The sequence below is a fragment of the Cognatishimia activa genome (genome assembly GCF_026016445.1).
Lineage (GTDB): Bacteria > Pseudomonadota > Alphaproteobacteria > Rhodobacterales > Rhodobacteraceae > Cognatishimia > Cognatishimia activa_B.
On sequence record NZ_CP096147.1, the window covers coordinates 1,966,392 to 1,982,872 of the forward strand.

Annotated in this window: 17 protein-coding genes; 14 read left to right on the forward strand and 3 right to left on the reverse strand. The window is 53.1% G+C overall.

Annotated elements, in window-relative coordinates; all coding sequences use genetic code 11:
* Positions 1 to 20: 20 nt before the first annotated feature.
* A complete protein-coding gene (gene gor / locus M0D42_RS09790) occupies positions 21 to 1,376 on the reverse strand; it encodes a glutathione-disulfide reductase (RefSeq protein ID WP_265018426.1) in 1,356 nt (451 codons plus the stop codon).
* A gap of 8 nt (positions 1,377 to 1,384) precedes the next feature.
* Positions 1,385 to 2,173 carry a ribose-5-phosphate isomerase RpiA gene (rpiA, locus tag M0D42_RS09795; RefSeq protein WP_265018427.1) on the reverse strand — a complete coding sequence of 263 codons (789 nt, stop codon included), beginning with the start codon at positions 2,171 to 2,173 and terminating at the stop codon, positions 1,385 to 1,387.
* Between the two features lie 252 nt (positions 2,174 to 2,425).
* On the opposite strand from rpiA, the gene M0D42_RS09800 reads away from it, so the two are divergent.
* Entirely contained in the window at positions 2,426 to 3,124 is a 699-nt protein-coding gene (locus M0D42_RS09800) for a glutathione S-transferase family protein (protein ID WP_265018428.1), read from the forward strand.
* Positions 3,124 to 4,497 carry an L-serine ammonia-lyase gene (locus M0D42_RS09805; protein ID WP_265018429.1) on the forward strand — a complete coding sequence of 458 codons (1,374 nt, stop codon included), beginning with the start codon at positions 3,124 to 3,126 and terminating at the stop codon, positions 4,495 to 4,497. The genes M0D42_RS09800 and M0D42_RS09805 overlap by 1 nt, the downstream gene beginning before the upstream one ends.
* 2 nt (positions 4,498 to 4,499) lie before the next feature.
* On the opposite strand, the gene M0D42_RS09810 is transcribed toward M0D42_RS09805, so the two are convergent.
* A complete protein-coding gene (locus M0D42_RS09810; RefSeq protein WP_330221168.1) occupies positions 4,500 to 5,339 on the reverse strand; it encodes a lytic transglycosylase domain-containing protein in 840 nt (279 codons plus the stop codon).
* Positions 5,340 to 5,717: 378 nt separating this feature from the next.
* On the opposite strand from M0D42_RS09810, the gene M0D42_RS09815 reads away from it, so the two are divergent.
* From M0D42_RS09815 to M0D42_RS09870, 12 genes are all read left to right on the forward strand, one after another.
* A complete protein-coding gene (locus M0D42_RS09815) occupies positions 5,718 to 5,933 on the forward strand; it encodes a Flp family type IVb pilin (protein ID WP_265018430.1) in 216 nt (71 codons plus the stop codon).
* Positions 5,934 to 6,065: 132 nt separating this feature from the next.
* A complete protein-coding gene (locus tag M0D42_RS09820; RefSeq protein WP_265018431.1) occupies positions 6,066 to 6,275 on the forward strand; it encodes a hypothetical protein in 210 nt (69 codons plus the stop codon).
* A 117-nt stretch (positions 6,276 to 6,392) separates the two neighbouring features.
* On the forward strand, positions 6,393 to 7,256 hold the full coding sequence (gene cpaB / locus M0D42_RS09825) for a Flp pilus assembly protein CpaB (RefSeq protein ID WP_265018432.1): 864 nt from the start codon (positions 6,393 to 6,395) through the stop codon (positions 7,254 to 7,256).
* Positions 7,257 to 7,448: 192 nt separating this feature from the next.
* Positions 7,449 to 8,870: a type II and III secretion system protein family protein gene (locus M0D42_RS09830; protein WP_265018433.1), complete on the forward strand. Its 1,422-nt coding sequence runs from the start codon at positions 7,449 to 7,451 to the stop codon at positions 8,868 to 8,870.
* Between the two features lie 15 nt (positions 8,871 to 8,885).
* On the forward strand, positions 8,886 to 9,542 hold the full coding sequence (locus M0D42_RS09835; protein ID WP_265018434.1) for an OmpA family protein: 657 nt from the start codon (positions 8,886 to 8,888) through the stop codon (positions 9,540 to 9,542).
* A 284-nt stretch (positions 9,543 to 9,826) separates the two neighbouring features.
* Positions 9,827 to 11,104, forward strand: coding sequence for an AAA family ATPase (locus M0D42_RS09840; protein WP_265018435.1), 1,278 nt, complete (start codon positions 9,827 to 9,829; stop codon positions 11,102 to 11,104).
* Positions 11,105 to 11,115: 11 nt separating this feature from the next.
* Complete coding sequence (locus tag M0D42_RS09845; RefSeq protein WP_265018436.1) at positions 11,116 to 12,564, forward strand: CpaF family protein; 1,449 nt, start codon at positions 11,116 to 11,118, stop codon at positions 12,562 to 12,564.
* 5 nt (positions 12,565 to 12,569) lie between these two features.
* Positions 12,570 to 13,538: a type II secretion system F family protein gene (locus M0D42_RS09850; RefSeq protein ID WP_265018437.1), complete on the forward strand. Its 969-nt coding sequence runs from the start codon at positions 12,570 to 12,572 to the stop codon at positions 13,536 to 13,538.
* A gap of 9 nt (positions 13,539 to 13,547) precedes the next feature.
* Positions 13,548 to 14,531, forward strand: a complete 984-nt coding sequence (locus tag M0D42_RS09855; protein ID WP_265018438.1) for a type II secretion system F family protein — start codon at positions 13,548 to 13,550, stop codon at positions 14,529 to 14,531.
* 5 nt (positions 14,532 to 14,536) lie between these two features.
* A complete protein-coding gene (locus tag M0D42_RS09860) occupies positions 14,537 to 15,112 on the forward strand; it encodes a tetratricopeptide repeat protein (RefSeq protein ID WP_265018439.1) in 576 nt (191 codons plus the stop codon).
* 27 nt (positions 15,113 to 15,139) lie between these two features.
* On the forward strand, positions 15,140 to 15,988 hold the full coding sequence (locus M0D42_RS09865) for a tetratricopeptide repeat protein (protein WP_265018440.1): 849 nt from the start codon (positions 15,140 to 15,142) through the stop codon (positions 15,986 to 15,988).
* Positions 15,988 to 16,476 carry a prepilin peptidase gene (locus M0D42_RS09870; protein ID WP_265018441.1) on the forward strand — a complete coding sequence of 163 codons (489 nt, stop codon included), beginning with the start codon at positions 15,988 to 15,990 and terminating at the stop codon, positions 16,474 to 16,476. Before M0D42_RS09865 ends, M0D42_RS09870 begins: the two co-directional genes overlap by 1 nt.
* Positions 16,477 to 16,481: the final 5 nt, after the last annotated feature.

Here is a 16,481-nt window from a genome sequence, read left to right on the forward strand (position 1 = left end):
TGTGTGATGCGTAAAGAAAATCAACCCGTACGGGTCGGTGTTTTCATTGTCACCAATTCTTCGGACATGGTTGGGTGTACCGCAACCGTCCGATCAAAATCTTCCTTGGTTGCGCCCATTTTGACAGCGATGCCAGCCAGTTGGATCATCTCACCTGCTCCCGGCGCCACGATGTGACAGCCCAGAACCTTGCGCGTGGCTTGAGAAACGATGAGCTTCATCAAAACGCGTTCGGAACGACCTGCAAAGGCCTGCTGCATCGGCTTGAAGGAAGTTGCGTAAACTTCAATCGGCTCCTGCTCGCGTGCGTCTTCCTCAGACAGACCAATTGTACCCATTTCGGGCTGCGTGAAGATCGCAGTCGGGATCAGTTCATGATCAGGCTTGGTTGGGTTGCCTTTGAACACGGTTTCCACAAAGGCCATGCCTTCGCGGATCGCAACCGGTGTCAGATTCGCGCGATCCGTCACATCGCCAACAGCATAGATCGAAGGCACAGCGGTCTGGCTGTAGTCATCAACAACGATCTCACCCTTGCGGCCGAGTTCAACGCCGAGTTCTTCAAGACCAAGGTCATTGGAGTTCGGTGACCGGCCCGTCGCGAACATCACCTGATCAAACAGATTCTCATCGCCGTTGGTCGCTTTGACCCAGATCTTGTCGCCCTCTTTGCGCATCTCAAGAACATTGGTGCCCAGATGCAGATCAATCCCACGCTGGCACATCTCTTCAGCGACCAGACCACGGGCTTCGTCGTCAAAGCCACGCAGGATTTGCGCGCCGCGATAATACTGAGTGGTTTCCACACCCAGACCATTCATGATGCCTGCAAATTCGCTGGCGATGTAGCCGCCACCAACAATCAGGATGTTCTCTGGCAGATTTTCCAGATGGAACATCTCATTTGAAGTGATCGCATGTTCGATGCCCGGAATTTCCGGCAGAACAGGACGCCCACCGGTCGCAATCAGGATATGTTTTGCGGTTTTCTTGGTGCCGTCAGACAGCTCAACTGTATGAGCATCCGCAAGTTTGGCGCGACTGTCGAAGGTCTCGACGTCATTGTTACCAAGAATATTGCGGTAAATACCTTCTAGTCGATCAAGTTCATTGTGCATATGCAGTTTGAACTTATCCCAATCGAACGCACCCGGTTTGATATCCCAGCCGTAGTTCTGCGCGTCCTCCACCATGCCGGAGTATTCGCTGGCAAAAACCATCAGTTTCTTTGGCACACAGCCGCGGATCACGCAGGTGCCGCCGTAACGGTCTTCTTCCGCTAGTGCGACTTTCGCGCCCTCTTGCGCCGCAACCCGTGCCGCACGCACGCCACCGGAGCCACCACCGATGACAAATAGATCGTAATCAAAGCTCATGATTTTCCTCAATCAGACAGGTCAGCGAAGAGGTTCTCGCCTTCGACAAAGTCCAGCATATTCTCTTCAATCGTGCCTGCATTTATGTCTCGCACCTGGGCTTTACCATCCCCATAACCGATCACAACTGTGTCACAGATATCAATGAACAGTCCGTTTTCCACGACACCCGGCATCTGGTTCAGAATCATCGCCATCTGGCGCGAGTCGCCAATGCGTTTCAGATGCAGGTCCAGAATATGGTTTCCCTCATCAGTGACATAAGGGCTGTCGCCATTCATACGCAGTGAGGCTGAGCGCCCCAGCACATCCATGGACACCAGAGTTTCCTCAATCAGAGCCTGCGTGGTCTGCCACCCAAATGGAATGACTTCGACAGGCAAAGGAAAGGCACCGAGCGTATCCACTTCTTTGCTTGCATCCGTAATGACAATCATCTGGTCTGACGCGGTCGCCACGATCTTTTCCTGCAACAGCGCACCACCACCGCCTTTGATCAGGTTCAGCTCTCCATCAAACTCGTCTGCGCCATCGATTGTAATATCCAGCCATTTCGCGGCATCCAGACTGACAACTTCGATGCCAACCTCTCGCGCAAGCTCCGCCGTGCGTGTCGATGTCGGAACACCTCGGATTTTCAGCCCTTCTTCGCGCACCATCTCGCCAAGGCAACGCACCATCCAGGCCGCAGTTGATCCGGTTCCCAATCCTACCCGCATTCCGTCTTCGACAAATTCCACCGCTTTCTTGGCAGCCACAAATTTGGCTTTGTCGATCGGTGACAACTCTGAGGTCATGGGCGACTCCGTAAAATGAACTTGGATAGTTTATAGATAAGAAGCCGCGCACTTGCGAGCACACAATTACCTTATGAACATAAACAAGCGCACTCATCCTGATACAGCGTTCGTGCCCGTCACCGCTCGGTCCAAAAAATCTCCCTGACACAGAATGTCGGAGCGGGAATTTCTAGCAATCCAGTCTTGTTTCCGATAGGAAACGTCGCAAACTCCCCTACGGATGTGTGAATAGAAGGCTATTGAGCTCTTATGAGTATGACCTACCGCCTGCATTACGCCCCTGATAACGCCTCGCTGATCGTGCGATTGGCGTTGCTGGAGATGAGCGTGCCATTTGAAGACATACTTGTAGATCGTCGAAAGCAAGAGCAGTCCTCGGAAGACTATCTTCGGATCAATCCTGCAGGTTTGATTCCCGCGCTAGAGACAGATCAGGGCACACTCTTTGAAACAGGTGCAATTTTGCTTTGGCTTTCTGAGCAGCATAACGCCTTGGCCCCAACACCAGATTCCGAAGAACGTCCGGATTTTCTGAAATGGCTCTTTTATATATCCAACACGTTGCACCCAAATCTGCGCATGCATTTCTATCCGGGCAAATACATTAAAGCAGGTCAGGAAACAGCTTTGCGTGATGGATGTCGGGCGAACCTCACGAAATCCCTCACCCTGCTTGAGGCCGAAGCGGGTCAGGGGCACAGTTGGTTCAACAGCGCCTCTCCAAGCGTAGCCGATATTTACCTTGCCGCCTGTCTGCGTTGGATGGACCTTTACACCAACCGTGATCGTCCTTGGTTTACACTCTCTGATTGGCCCAATCTAACCACGCTTTGCAAAAAGCTGGATCGCCGAGCATCCGTTCTCGCCGCAAGCCCCATCGAAGGCTTTGCCCCGAACCCTTTTTCCAATCCCCAGCCGGTCACACCACTAGCAGGAGCCGCAGTCTGATGTTTCTCTCAGTCTTTGATATGTTCAAAATTGGCGTTGGGCCTTCATCATCTCATACGATGGGCCCCATGGTCGCCGCCGCGCGTTTCCTAGACATGATGCGTGCCAGCCCGTTTGAGTTTCATGGCTTAAAAGCCAGCCTGCACGGCTCTTTGGCATTCACGGGCGTCGGTCACGCAACCGACCGCGCGACCATTTTGGGATTAGCAGGCTTCCTACCGGACACATATGATCACGAGAAAGCCGAAGCGGCATTCGCTGACATTCGCGACAATAAAACTGTTAGTCCACCAGATCTACCAAAGCTTGTCTTTGATCCTCGAGAAGACCTGCGCTTTGATTTCGGGCCTGCCCTGCCCGGCCATGCCAACGGAATGATCCTGATGGCGACCGACAAACAGGGCGACGTTATACTACAAGAGACCTTCTATTCCATTGGCGGCGGCTTTGTTGTGACCGAACAGGAATTGGCCGAAGGCAAAGCCACTGACGAAGGCACGCCTGTGCCCTATCCGTTTAAGTCCGGCGAAGAGATGCTGCAGATGGCGGAACGCTCAGGCAAATCCATTGCTGAGATGAAACGCGCCAATGAGCATTCTCGTGGGGGCGTCGAAAACTTAAACAAAGGCTGTAAGCGGCTCTGGGAAGTTATGAATGGCTGCATTCAGCGCGGGTTAGAAAATGACGGCACTTTGCCAGGAGGATTGAATGTGCGCCGTCGTGCGAAATCCATTCATGATTCCCTGATGGCCGAACGCGGCATGAACCTGCTGGCGCCCCATACCATCAATGACTGGATCAGCGCTTACGCCATGGCCGTCAACGAAGAGAACGCTGCAGGCGGTCAGGTTGTGACTGCACCAACCAATGGTGCGGCGGGTGTACTGCCGGCTGTCATTCGCTATTGGCTTGACCATGTGCCCGGTGCGACCACCTCAAAAATCGATGAATTCTTGCTGACTGCTGCCGCTATTGGTGGGCTTGTCAAATTCAACGCCTCAATCTCTGGCGCTGAGGCGGGATGCCAAGCAGAGGTCGGTTCAGCCTCTGCTATGGCCGCCGCAGGACTTTGCGCGGTTATGGGTGGCACCCCTGAACAGGTGGAGAATGCCGCTGAGATCGCTCTTGAGCATCACCTCGGCATGACCTGCGACCCAATCAAAGGTCTCGTGCAGGTTCCCTGCATCGAACGCAACGGTCTCGGCGCAATCAAAGCGGTCTCGGCTGCCAGCCTTTCCCTGCGCGGGGACGGCAAACACCTCGTACCGCTTGATTCCGTCATCGAAACCATGCGCCAGACCGGTGCCGACATGCATGAGAAGTATAAAGAGACCTCTCTGGGTGGCCTCGCCGTCAACGTGCCAAACTGCTGAGGTCAGTTCGCGATTGTTTTAAAGACACAGGGGTCACTCGCCAAAAGCGGCGGAGAGGTGCAAAGACCACGCGCTACAGTGAACGCGCTTAGAACACGCGGCACGTAATTCATTGTTTCAGGGTACGGTGGCACTCCGGCAAATTTGTCCAAGGCACCCTCTCCGGCATTGTATCCCGCAAGCGCAAGTATCGGGTCGCCATTATATTTGCGAAGTAATACGTCCAAAAAGGCCACCCCGCCTTTGATATTGTCAGCAGGCGTTTTGGCATCTCCAACTTCAAACCGATCAATTGTTGCTGGCATCAATTGCATCAACCCCATTGCGCCTGTGCTGCTTAAGGCTTCGGGATTGCCTGATGACTCCGTATATATGACGGCCAATGCAATTGCAGGAGACACTTCTGTCCCGATTGTGGATAGCAAAATGTCCCGTCCGTAGGCCGTGGCTATATCCTGCATGGTTTGCAGTCTTGGTGGCGGCAGCTGTGCGACCCCTTCCGGTGTTGCCATGACCTCCAATGCATCCTGAAGCCGCCCCGGTCCCGGCTTTTCTGTTTGCGCAGGCACCACCGCCCAGAACCAATCATATAAAGAGACAGGTTTATCACCGTCTTCCGCTTCTGGCTGTATCGGGGTGGTGCCGATGCTGGCGGCAGGCGGCGCCACAGCGGGGTTTGCCCGTTCCTCAATTTGAACAGTGATCCGCTTTTTCGTGCCAGCGCTTGGTGGTTTCAGCCGTTTTGCTTCGAAATTGGGAAAAGGTGGCGGCGAATCCGAAAGACTCCCCGTTGGAATCACAAAAACCGCGATCAAAACCGCTGCGAGTCGCCCAATACGCACGAAAAACTGCTCCAATTTCTGTTTTGCGGCCAGTTTTGCAGAATTTCCTGGCTCAAACCAGAAATTCCAATGCGACTAAAGGTTAATTTGGCGTGAAATTGCACAACTTTACAGGGAAATCCGCCTGTGATTCATTGAAGAAAAACCTAAATTCAAAATTTCTTCATTTTTATTTTCATTATTTTTCAAACAGTTAAGTGATTTATTAGCAAAAAATTCAGACCTCCCAAAATCGCACCATTCGTGCCCAATTCGTGCCCCAATCAAGGGGCTATATATGCTCATACCAAGTCGGGAACAGGCCAAAGAGAGAGACGGCCACTAAGGGCCCGGCACGGTGGAAACTGAAATTACTGAGATCCTTTGGAGGGACACACAATGATCAAGTTCATCAAAAACTTCCGTAAAGACGAAGACGGCGCAGTAACTGTAGACTGGGTTGTTCTGACAGCAGCAGTTGTTGGTCTGGGCGTTGCAGCTTACGCAGCGATCGAAGGCGAAACTACCCAGCTTTCCGCTGACATCGCAGCAACTATCGAATCTGAAAACGTTGCGGCCGTTGCACCAGCAGCAGGCGTTTCCGGCGGCGACTAATAGTCACCCGCAGTTTGCGTAGAGATTTTAGCGGGCCGTACCTCGGCGGTACGGCCCGCTCTTTTGTATGTTCATAGTACAGTCAAGGCGAAGAAGTCGCACTTAAGTAGCTCACCGCCCGAGGTAAATAATATGAAACTATTCAAAAAATTCGCAGGCGACGAAGACGGCGCCGTCACCGTCGACTGGGTAGCACTCACAGCCGGCTTGGTCGGCCTTTCGATACTTGCACTGACCCTGATTGGTAATGAAACCACCCAGCAGGCGGCTGATATTGCAGCCACCATTGAAAACGAAGACGTCACAGGTTTGACTTTGGTAGGCGTTTCCGGCGGCGACTAATGCAGCAAAACCCGGTGAAAAGCCCAAGAATGGTTACCGGGTTTTCACAATTTAGCCCCACTGCGTCATCACAATGGATGCAAACGTGGGCAACCCACATAACCCTGAGGTGAGACCATGCGTGGTTTATTTGCAGTAGTACTATTGGTTGGCATCGGCTTGGCCGGTTTTGCAGTCCATATGGCGCAAAGCTACGTTGAAAAGTACCAATCAGCTCTCGCTCAAGAACGTCAGTCGCGAGAACCTGCGATTGAGCTGACTGAGATTTACGTCGCATCTTCCGAGCTGAAATATGGCGACAAGCTCATGCCGGAAAATGTGAAATTGGTAAAATGGCCCAAGGATTCCCTGCCAAATGGCTGGTATTCAGACGCCGCAATCCTCTTTAAGAACGAAAACATTCGTCCGCGCCACATCGTTCGTCCAATTGAAGTTGGTGAACCTATTTTGCGCGTGAAAATCACCAAACCCGGCGAAGCTGCTGGCCTGACCACCCGTCTCGACAAAGGCATGCGTGCATTTGCTATCCGTGTTGACGTGGCGAGCGGTGTATCCGGTTTTCTACGCCCAGGTGACCGTGTTGACGTCTACTGGACTGGTTCTGTCGAGGGGCTTGCGAATGAAGACAGTCGAGATTTCACCAAGCTTATCCAAGCAGGCGTACAGCTGATCGCGATCGACCAGAAGGCAGATGTAGAAGGTGTAAAAGGCAATGTGGCGCGTACCGTTACGGTTGCTGTGAAACCTGAACAGGTTGCTGCTCTGGCCCAAGCGCAGAACTCTGGCAATCTATCACTGGCCCTTGTTGGCGCTCAGGATGATACTGTTGCTGAATCCATTGAGGTTGATCAAAACAAACTCTTGGGTATCAAACGCGCCGAGAAAAAAGTTGTTGAGGCCCGTCAGGAAGAGCGTGTTTGCACAATTCGCACACGCCGTGGCGCTGAAGTGGTTGAAATTCCAATCCCCTGCTCAAACTGAGCCTAATCAAATGCTTAGCAATGTGCCCCTCTCTGGGGCGCATTTCTTATGGTGACAACTGTTGCCCCCGCCCCACATGCAGATTCGCCCCGAAGCCTTTGATTCTTGCAAAAAAATGCGAATTGCAGCACAGTGCCATCAATGCGGACACTAAGAACCGCGAATTGAGGCGTGATCGGAGAGGCAGGTCACATGACATATCGGAACTACATCAAAGCGGCGCTGGTCGGGATGACCGTCGCATTGACCCCCATTGTGAGCAGCCCCCTAGTGGCTGAAACGCTACGTGTTGTGCGTAGCGGAACCAAATCCATGCTGTCGGTGCCAATGAACCGCGCGGTTGTTGTGGAAAGCGAAACCCCGTTTGCAGAGCTCAGCATTGCAAACCCGGCCATCGCTGACATTTCAACCCTGTCTGACAGGACCATCTACGTTCTTGGTAAATCTCCAGGCACAACGACATTGACCCTTTTAGACGCCGCAGGCCGGTTGATCACCAATGTCGATGTTCGTGTCGCAGCAGATATCAGTGAATTCAAAGAGCGTCTGCGCCAGATCCTTCCCAACGAGAAGATCGACATTCGCACTGCGAATGACGGCATCGTCTTATCGGGCACCGCATCCAGCACTCAAAAGATGCAGCGAGCTCTTGATCTTGCAGAGCGCTATGCACCGGAACGCGTTTCAAACCTGATGACCGTTGGTGGCGTTCAGCAAGTGATGCTGAAAGTGCGCTTTGCAGAAATGGAGCGTTCGGTTTCAAAACGTCTCGGCGCCTCCCTCATCGGCACGGTCGATGGAAATGGTCTCACCACGGGGACATTCCTGAATGGTGAAAACGCTGTCAATTTTACGGATGGCGATCCGACAACCGGGATCACCCTTACCGATGGTACAGCTGGTGCCTTTGATATTGGCATCAACGCTGGTCCGCTTCAGTTGAACCTGCTTTTGGAAGCGCTTGAAGCACGAGGCATGGTGCGCTCTTTGGCGGAACCGAACCTCATCGCGCTGTCTGGCCAACAGGCCACATTCCATGCAGGTGGTGAATACCCCGTCCCTGTATCCCAGGATGACGGCAAAATTTCCGTTGAATTCAAACCTTTCGGTGTCAGCCTGCAGTTTGTTCCACGCGTTGTTGATGGGGATCTGATCAACCTCGAACTCAACACCGAAGTTTCTGGGCTTGATTCAGCGAATGGCTTGAATGACGGCACATTCAACATCAGCGCATTCACCTCACGCAAAGCCTCGACCACGGTTGAGCTTCGAGATGGTGATAGTTTTGCCATTGCAGGCCTATTGGAAGACGACTTCCAAGACGTGAACGCGCAAATTCCATGGCTCGGCGATATCCCGGTTTTGGGTGCCCTCTTCCGAAGTGCAAATTACCGACGCGCGCAGTCGGAACTCGTGATTGTCATCACCGCACATCTGGTAACACCGACACGCGGCGAAGCGATTGCTCTGCCAACTGACCGTGTCAAACCACCTTCAGAGAAAGACCTCTTCCTCTTTGGTGAAATTTCCAAGAGCAACCGCCCTACCCGCGGTGCCGCAGGTGAAGTTGCTAAGCAAGACTTTGACGGCTCCTACGGCTATGTTTTGGACTGATCGGGAGAACAGCAGATGAAAAAGGCACTTATTACAACAGTCGCTTTCGTTAGTCTCGCCGCTTGTGAAGATCCTAACGCGAGTTTCCCGACTTTCTTTCAAGAAGCCGGCGCAGTTGCCGACGCCCATGGTGACTTCGGCGCGGCGACCGCGAATAACATAGCGATCCAGAACGGCGACAAGAGCTACACAATCAGCCTTGCCAAGCGGTTTGCCGATGAGGTGAACAGCACTGTGAACTTCGAGTTCAACTCTGCAGTTCTTGATGACTCTGCTCGCGCAACCCTTCGCCAGCAAGCACAATGGATTGCTCAGTTCCCGGAAGTCCGCTTCCGCGTCTATGGCCACACCGACGCCGTGGGCTCACAAGCCTACAACAAGCGGCTCGGCCTGCGTCGCGCGCGAGCAGCAGTTTCCTATCTGGTCAGCCAAGGTATTGACCGCTCTCGCCTTGAGGCGGTGGCCTCCTTCGGTGAAACCCAGCCTGTGATCGTGACCCAAGACCGTGAGCGTCGCAATCGCCGTACAGTCACTGAGGTCTCTGGATTTGTTCAGGCGCACCCAAATATTCTCGACGGCAAATATGCGGCGGTCATTTACCGCGAATACATTGCCAGCGCGGTTCCAATTCCAACCGGCGCGGTTCCGTCGATTGCGAAAGACGGTGGTTAATAAAGGCGAAACAAAGCCAATACCAACCTCATGGCCCGCATTCGCGGGCCATTTGTTTTAGTAAACTCTCTAAAATTCTATTGTTCTCATTTGCGCAATAACGGGGCCTTTGCCTTCTAAAAGTCCCACGATACCGCACAATTACGATGTTTTAGCCCAAATCTTGCCCACATTGGGCATCACTAATCATCCAACGGGATGAGTGTGCTTGATGTGAGTCGAGCCGTCGCTTGGAACCGACCAGAGAGAGTCGATCAGGCGCGATCCTCAGAGGAAGTTAGGCTATGACGAGTAGTGAAATGAAAAATTCTGATCCAAACGCGATCCTGGCCTGCACGGTCTGTCGCGACGTGCAGAATTTTGATCTGCTTATTGTCGACATGGAAGAGGTCATGGGCGAGCAATGGGGCGATCTTGGTTTCGAAGACGCTCTGCAATTCTTTGATCAGCCAGAGGCGGAATCCCTAGAATTCATAGCGCTGGCCATCGATGACCTGGATGAAGACGATCCGGAAGTTCTTAAGAAGGTTGTTATTGCTGCCAAAGAAAAAGGCATCAAAACGCTATTGATTGCTGAAGACGTCACCCCGTCTTTGCTACACCAGCTTCTGCGCATGGGCGCAGATGAATTTATTCCCTACCCGCCTCCATCTGGTGAATTGCTGCAGGTTGTCGAAACCATGCGCGCGGACCCAGACGAAATTGATGCGGTAGACCTGCCAAAACCAAAAACCGACCAGCCTCAGGATGCAACACCTGTATCTCTGAATGCGGCGGCCCCGAAACGTCATGGTGTCATCATTGCAGCGCATGGTCTGGCCGGCGGCACAGGAACAACGACTTTGGCCGTCAATCTGGCTTGGGAATTGGCGACCGTTAATAAAGAGCAATCCCCATCTGTCTGCTTCTTGGATCTTGACCTGCAATTTGGCTCCGCATCGACATTCCTCGATCTGCCACGTCGCGACGCCGTTTTTGAACTGCTGCAAGATACAGAAAGCATGGACAGCGAAAGCTTTGGCCAAGCGCTTCAGAAATTTGACGACAAGCTCAATGTTCTGACCGCTCCGCCAGATATGCTGCCACTGGATCTGGTCACACCAGAAGACATCGACCGCGTATTGGAAGTCGCCAGCCACCATTTTGATTTTGTGGTCGTAGACATGCCAAACACGGTTGTTCAATGGACAGAGACTGTCCTGAACAAAGCCCATGTTTATTTCGCAACAATGGAAATCGACATGCGCTCTGCGCAAAACGCGATGCGCATGAAACGTGCACTTCAGGCTGAAGACCTACCATTTGAAAAACTGCGGTATGTGCTGAACCGCGCACCAAAATTCACAGATTTAACAGGCAAAGCCCGTGTGAAACGCATGGCTGAAAGCCTTGATATCTCGATTGACGTGATGCTGCCCGATGGTGGACGCCCTGTGATGCAATCCAGCGACCACGGACAGCCACTCGCGCAACTCGCGGCCAAAAACCCATTGCGTAAAGAAATCGCCAAGCTCGCAAAATCTTTGTTTGAGCTTGATGAAGACAACAGCCAGGCGGCTTGAGGATAAAGTAGATGTTTAGCAGATACAAAAAAGATACGCCCGCAAAGCCAGTTAAGGCCGCAGCGAAAGCTGCGCCAAAGCCAGAGGCTGAAATTCCTACTGTTCCGGTGGAAGAAGAGCGCGCTGTACTTCGTAAGCCGATGCCAAAAGCCAAGGCACAGGCTGAGGCAAGCGACAAGGACCGCAAGCGCAAAGAACGTCTGGCCGAAATCAAACTTGAACTGCACCGCGAGCTTCTGGACAATCTCAATCTGGCCGCGCTGGAATCTGCTTCCGAGAATGATTTGCGCAATGAAATCAACGCAATATCTACAGAGGTCCTGCAAGAACGCGCGATTGTTCTGAACCGTCAAGAACGCTCCGTTCTCTTCCAGGAGCTGTACAATGAAGTTACCGGCCTCGGCCCTCTAGAGACTTTGCTGCAAGACGACGGCGTGAACGATATTCTTGTGAACGGCCCACAGCAGATCTTTGTTGAACGCTCTGGTAAGCTTGAACTGACAGACATCACCTTTAAAGACGAAAAGCACCTGCTGCGGATCATCGACAAGATCGTATCTGCCGTTGGTCGTCGGGTTGATGAATCAAACCCTTATGTGGATGCCCGCTTGGCGGACGGCTCTCGCTTCAACGCGATGGTGCCGCCGATTGCCGTAGATGGCTCTCTGGTGTCCATTCGTAAGTTTAAGAAAGACAAGCTGGGTATCGATGATCTGGTAAGCTTTGGCGCTTTCTCAGAAGAGATGGCGGCCTACCTGCAGGCCGCTGTTGCGACACGTCTGAACGTGATCGTGTCGGGTGGTACAGGTTCTGGTAAAACAACCACACTGAACGCGCTAAGCTCTTTCATCGACAACTCCGAGCGTATCCTAACCATTGAGGATACAGCGGAACTTCAGCTCCAGCAGACCCACGTTGGTCGTATGGAAAGCCGCCCACCAAACGTGGAAGGCAAAGGCGAGGTTTCCCCACGCGACTGTCTGAAAAACGCGCTGCGGATGCGTCCTGACCGTATCATCGTGGGTGAGACCCGTGGTGAAGAGGTTATCGACATGTTGCAGGCGATGAACACCGGCCACGATGGGTCCATGACAACAATCCACGCGAACTCCGCACGCGATGGTGTCAGCCGCCTGGAAAACATGATTGCTATGGCCGGTATCGAAATGCCGATCAAGGCGGTTCGCTCGCAGATTTCCTCCGCGGTGAACCTGATTGTACAGGCCTCGCGTCTACAGGACGGCTCCCGCCGCATGACATCCATCACTGAAATCACCGGCATGGAAGGTGACGTGATCTCAATGCAAGAGGTCTTCCGCTTCCAGCGCACAGGTCTGACCCCAGAGAATAAGATCTTGGGTCACTTCACAGCGACCGGCGTGCGCAGCCACTTCTCTGAACGTTTCCGCATGTGGGGCTACGACCTGCCTGCGCATATCTATGAACCGACCGCAGGATAAATCCGATGCCTATTAGTCCAGAACTACTGATTTACGGCCTGATTTTTGTTGGCGTACTTGTCCTTGTCGAGGGCGCCTACCTGACGGTCTTTGGTAAATCCATCAGCTTGAACAACAAAGTTAGCCGTCGCCTCGAAATGCTCGACAAAGGTGCGGCCCGTCAGGACGTGCTGGAACAGCTGCGCAAAGAAATGGCGCAGCACGGCAAAACACGCTCGATCCCGCTGTATTCTATGTTGGCTGACAAGGCGCAGAAGGCAGCGATCGCCTTTAGCCCGCAGCAACTGATGATCATTATGGCAGTGCTCAGCGGCGTTGCATTCACTGCAATGAGCCTGGGAACGCAAGCTGGAATTGCAACCAACCTCGTGATGTCCATCGCGATTGGCGTGGGCGGTGTCTACACATGGGTCAGCATGAAGGCAGGCAAACGTGTTTCTATGATCGAAGAGCAGCTGCCAGATGCGATTGAATTGATGGTACGCTCCCTGCGCGTTGGTCACCCCTTCTCTTCCGCGATCCAGATCGTCGCGAAAGAGACCCCTGACCCGCTTTCAACCGAATTTGGCATTATTGCGGACGAAAGCGCCTATGGCCGTGACGTCGGTGAAGCCCTGAAAGACATGGCGGAACGCCTGGACATGCAGGACATGCGCTTCCTCGCGGTGGCCGTGACCATCCAGCAGCAATCTGGTGGTAACTTGGCTGAAATCCTTGCGGGTCTCTCCAAGGTGATCCGCGCCCGTTTCCGCCTATTCCGTCGCGTGAAGGCGATCACGGCTGAGGCAAAATGGTCCGGTAAGTTCTTGTCCGGTTTCCCTGTGGCTGCGTTGATCTTCATCAACCTCAGTGATCCACATTACTATGACAATGTAAGAGACCACCCATGGTTTGTGATGGGCTGTATCGCCGTTGGCCTGTTCCTGGCAGCAAACCTCATCGTCATGCGCATTCTCACCAACATCAAAGTGTAAGGACGCCCCATGCCCCTATTTGATACGCTTTCCGAATTTCTAACTGGCACCATGGGCCCGTTCGGCCCAATCATCGCAGTCGGTGGGCTTGGCATCATCATTGTGATGATGGCGCTCGCTTTGATGTTGCGTGACAAAAATGACCCGATCTCCAAGCTTGGCAAAGCTGGCCGTGAGGGCACTGTAAGCAAAATCAAATCCGATCCGAAGAAAGAAAAGCTGCGTCGCGCGTCCAACAATGAGAAGCTCGAAAAGTACAAAGCTTTCCTTGAACCAAAAAGCGCTGAAGAACTGTCTTCGATCCAGATGAAGCTGATGCAGGCGGGGTATCAATCTCGTGATGCTGTGCGTGCTTTCTATCTCGCGCAGTTCGCACTTGGCATCATTGGTCTAATTCTCGGTGTGGCCTATTTCACAATGGCGCTCGACCCTGAAACCGCGACAACCAAACAAACGCTGATGTACGTGCTCGGCCCAGGTGCGGCAGGTTACTTGCTGCCAAAGTACTGGATCACCCGTCGCGTTGAAGAGCGTAAGGAAGAAATCACCAACGGCTTCCCCGATAGCCTTGATATGATGCTGGTTTGTGTTGAAGCAGGTCAGTCTCTGGACCAAGCCATTATCCGTGTCGCCAAAGAACTGCGTGCAAGCTTCCCGTCCATGGCAGACGAATATGAGATCGTCGCGCATGAGATGAAAGCGGGCAAGGACAAATCCACCGTTCTGTCCGATATGGGTGAACGTTGCGGAGTGACCGATGTGTCAAGCTTTGTGACCGTGATGAACCAATCCACCACCTTTGGTACGCCAATCGCAGACGCTCTTCGGGTTTATTCGGCGGAAATGCGTGACAAACGCGTGATGCGTGCTGAAGAAGCAGCAAACAAGTTGCCAACCAAGATGACCCTTGCCACAATGATGCTGACGGTTCCGCCGCTTCTCTTGATCCTGGTGTCACCGTCTGTTGTGAACATTACAAATATCTCGCAGTAGGCCCGTTGAAACATCTTTATCGACTGACGTCAAAATCTCTTCTGATCCTCAGTCTTGCACTGGCCGCCTGTACCACGGGCGGCCTTGGCACATCCAAAGACAGCCCTTTCGCTCCAAGCCTAGACTCCAACAAAACGTCAGTAGATCAAATGCTTGTCGGCCATCGATTGATGGATGCCGGAGAGCATGAGCTCGCTTTGCGAGCCTACACACGGGCAGCCGCCACTGATGGGTTGACCGCAGAAGTGCTCTCAAACGTCGGCATTGCGAACCTCGCTTTGGGACGTGTCGGCCAAGCCGAAGACAATCTCCGGGACGCGATCAACAAAGACGAAATGCGCCCGGAAATCTGGAACAACCTCGGCATTGTCCTGATGGAAACCAATCAAACCGCCGAAGCTGTGCAATCGCTCAAGAAGGCCTATGCGCTGGATAATGGCGAAAGTGACGCAATTCGTGACAATTTACGCTTGGCTCTCGCAAAATTAGAAAATTCCACCTATGATGCCCCTCAAATACAAGAAGAATTCAAATTGGTGCGCCGGGGCAGCAGCGACTATTTGCTTCGGAGAACACCTTAGAGACGAGCAGTAAAAAGGACGCAGCAAATGCGCCACTCTATTTTTGTGAGCATGACTCTGGCCGCAACCGTCGCATTGGCGGGTTGTCAAAAAGCCGGAGATGCCGAGGTCGACAGGGCCCTCGAAGCCGTTAACGCCATTGATGGCGCGGAACTTTCAGACATTATGTTGAACGCGGCTGATCCAAACGAAGGGGTCGCCTATTTCCAACGTACGCTTGGTGAAAACCCAGGTCGGGTTGATCTTCAACGTGGCCTTGCCATGTCACTGGTACGTGCGCGTCGCTACGATGAGGCCGTTCCTGCGTGGCGCAAGGTTGTGAAGAACCCAGAAAGCACTTTGGATGATCAGGTAGATCTGGCAGATGCGCTGATCCGCACTGGCGAATGGGAGACGGCAGACAAAACTCTGGATGCAATCCCACCCACCCATGAATCCTTCAAACGTTACCGCCTGGAAGCCGTTGTCGCTGACTCAGCGAAAGAGTGGAAAAAGGCCGATAGCTTCTATGAAATCGCTGTGGGCTTAACCACCCGCCCGGCAGGTGTTTTGAACAACTGGGGCTATTCTAAACTGACACGCGGTGATTTCACTGAAGCGGAACGCCTGTTTGTCGATGCAATTCGCCAAGACCCTGGACTGTTCACCGCCAAAAACAACCTTGTTCTGGCCCGTGGCGCGCAGCGCAACTACTCGCTGCCAGTTGTGCCCATGGAACAAACCGAACGTGCGCAGCTTCTGCACACCATGGCGCTTTCTGCGATCAAGCAGGGCGATGTGGAAATCGGCAAAGCGCTCCTGCGCGATGCGATCGACACCCACCCACAGCACTTTGAAACCGCAGTTCGTAGCCTCAGAGCGCTGGAAAACGCCTGATGCAAATCACCCCTGCTGAGGCGCTGTGGTTCCTGCCATTTGTGACGCCCATTTGCTTTTATGTCGCTTGGACCGACATGAAGATGATGAAGATCACCAATCAGGCGGTTGTCGCGCTGTTTCTGGTGTTTGTTGTCATTGGTCCGCTGGCCCTGCCCTTTGAGGCCTACCTTTGGCGCTATCTGCACCTCGTGGTCATCCTGATCATAGGTATCCTGCTCAACGCTGTGGGAGCTGTCGGTGCCGGGGATGCAAAATTCGCCGCTGCCGCCGCGCCCTTCATTGTACTTGGTGATTTCACCCAGTTGACGATGATCTTTGCCACAACACTTTTAGCAGCTTGGGTCACACATCGGTTGGCCAAACACAGCCCTGTGCGCAAGCTTGTTCCCAATTGGGAAAGCTGGTCCCGGAAAAAGGATTTCCCGATGGGCCTGGCCCTTGGTGGAACACTGGCGCTCTACTTGTTGTTCGGGGCAATTGGATAAGCAGC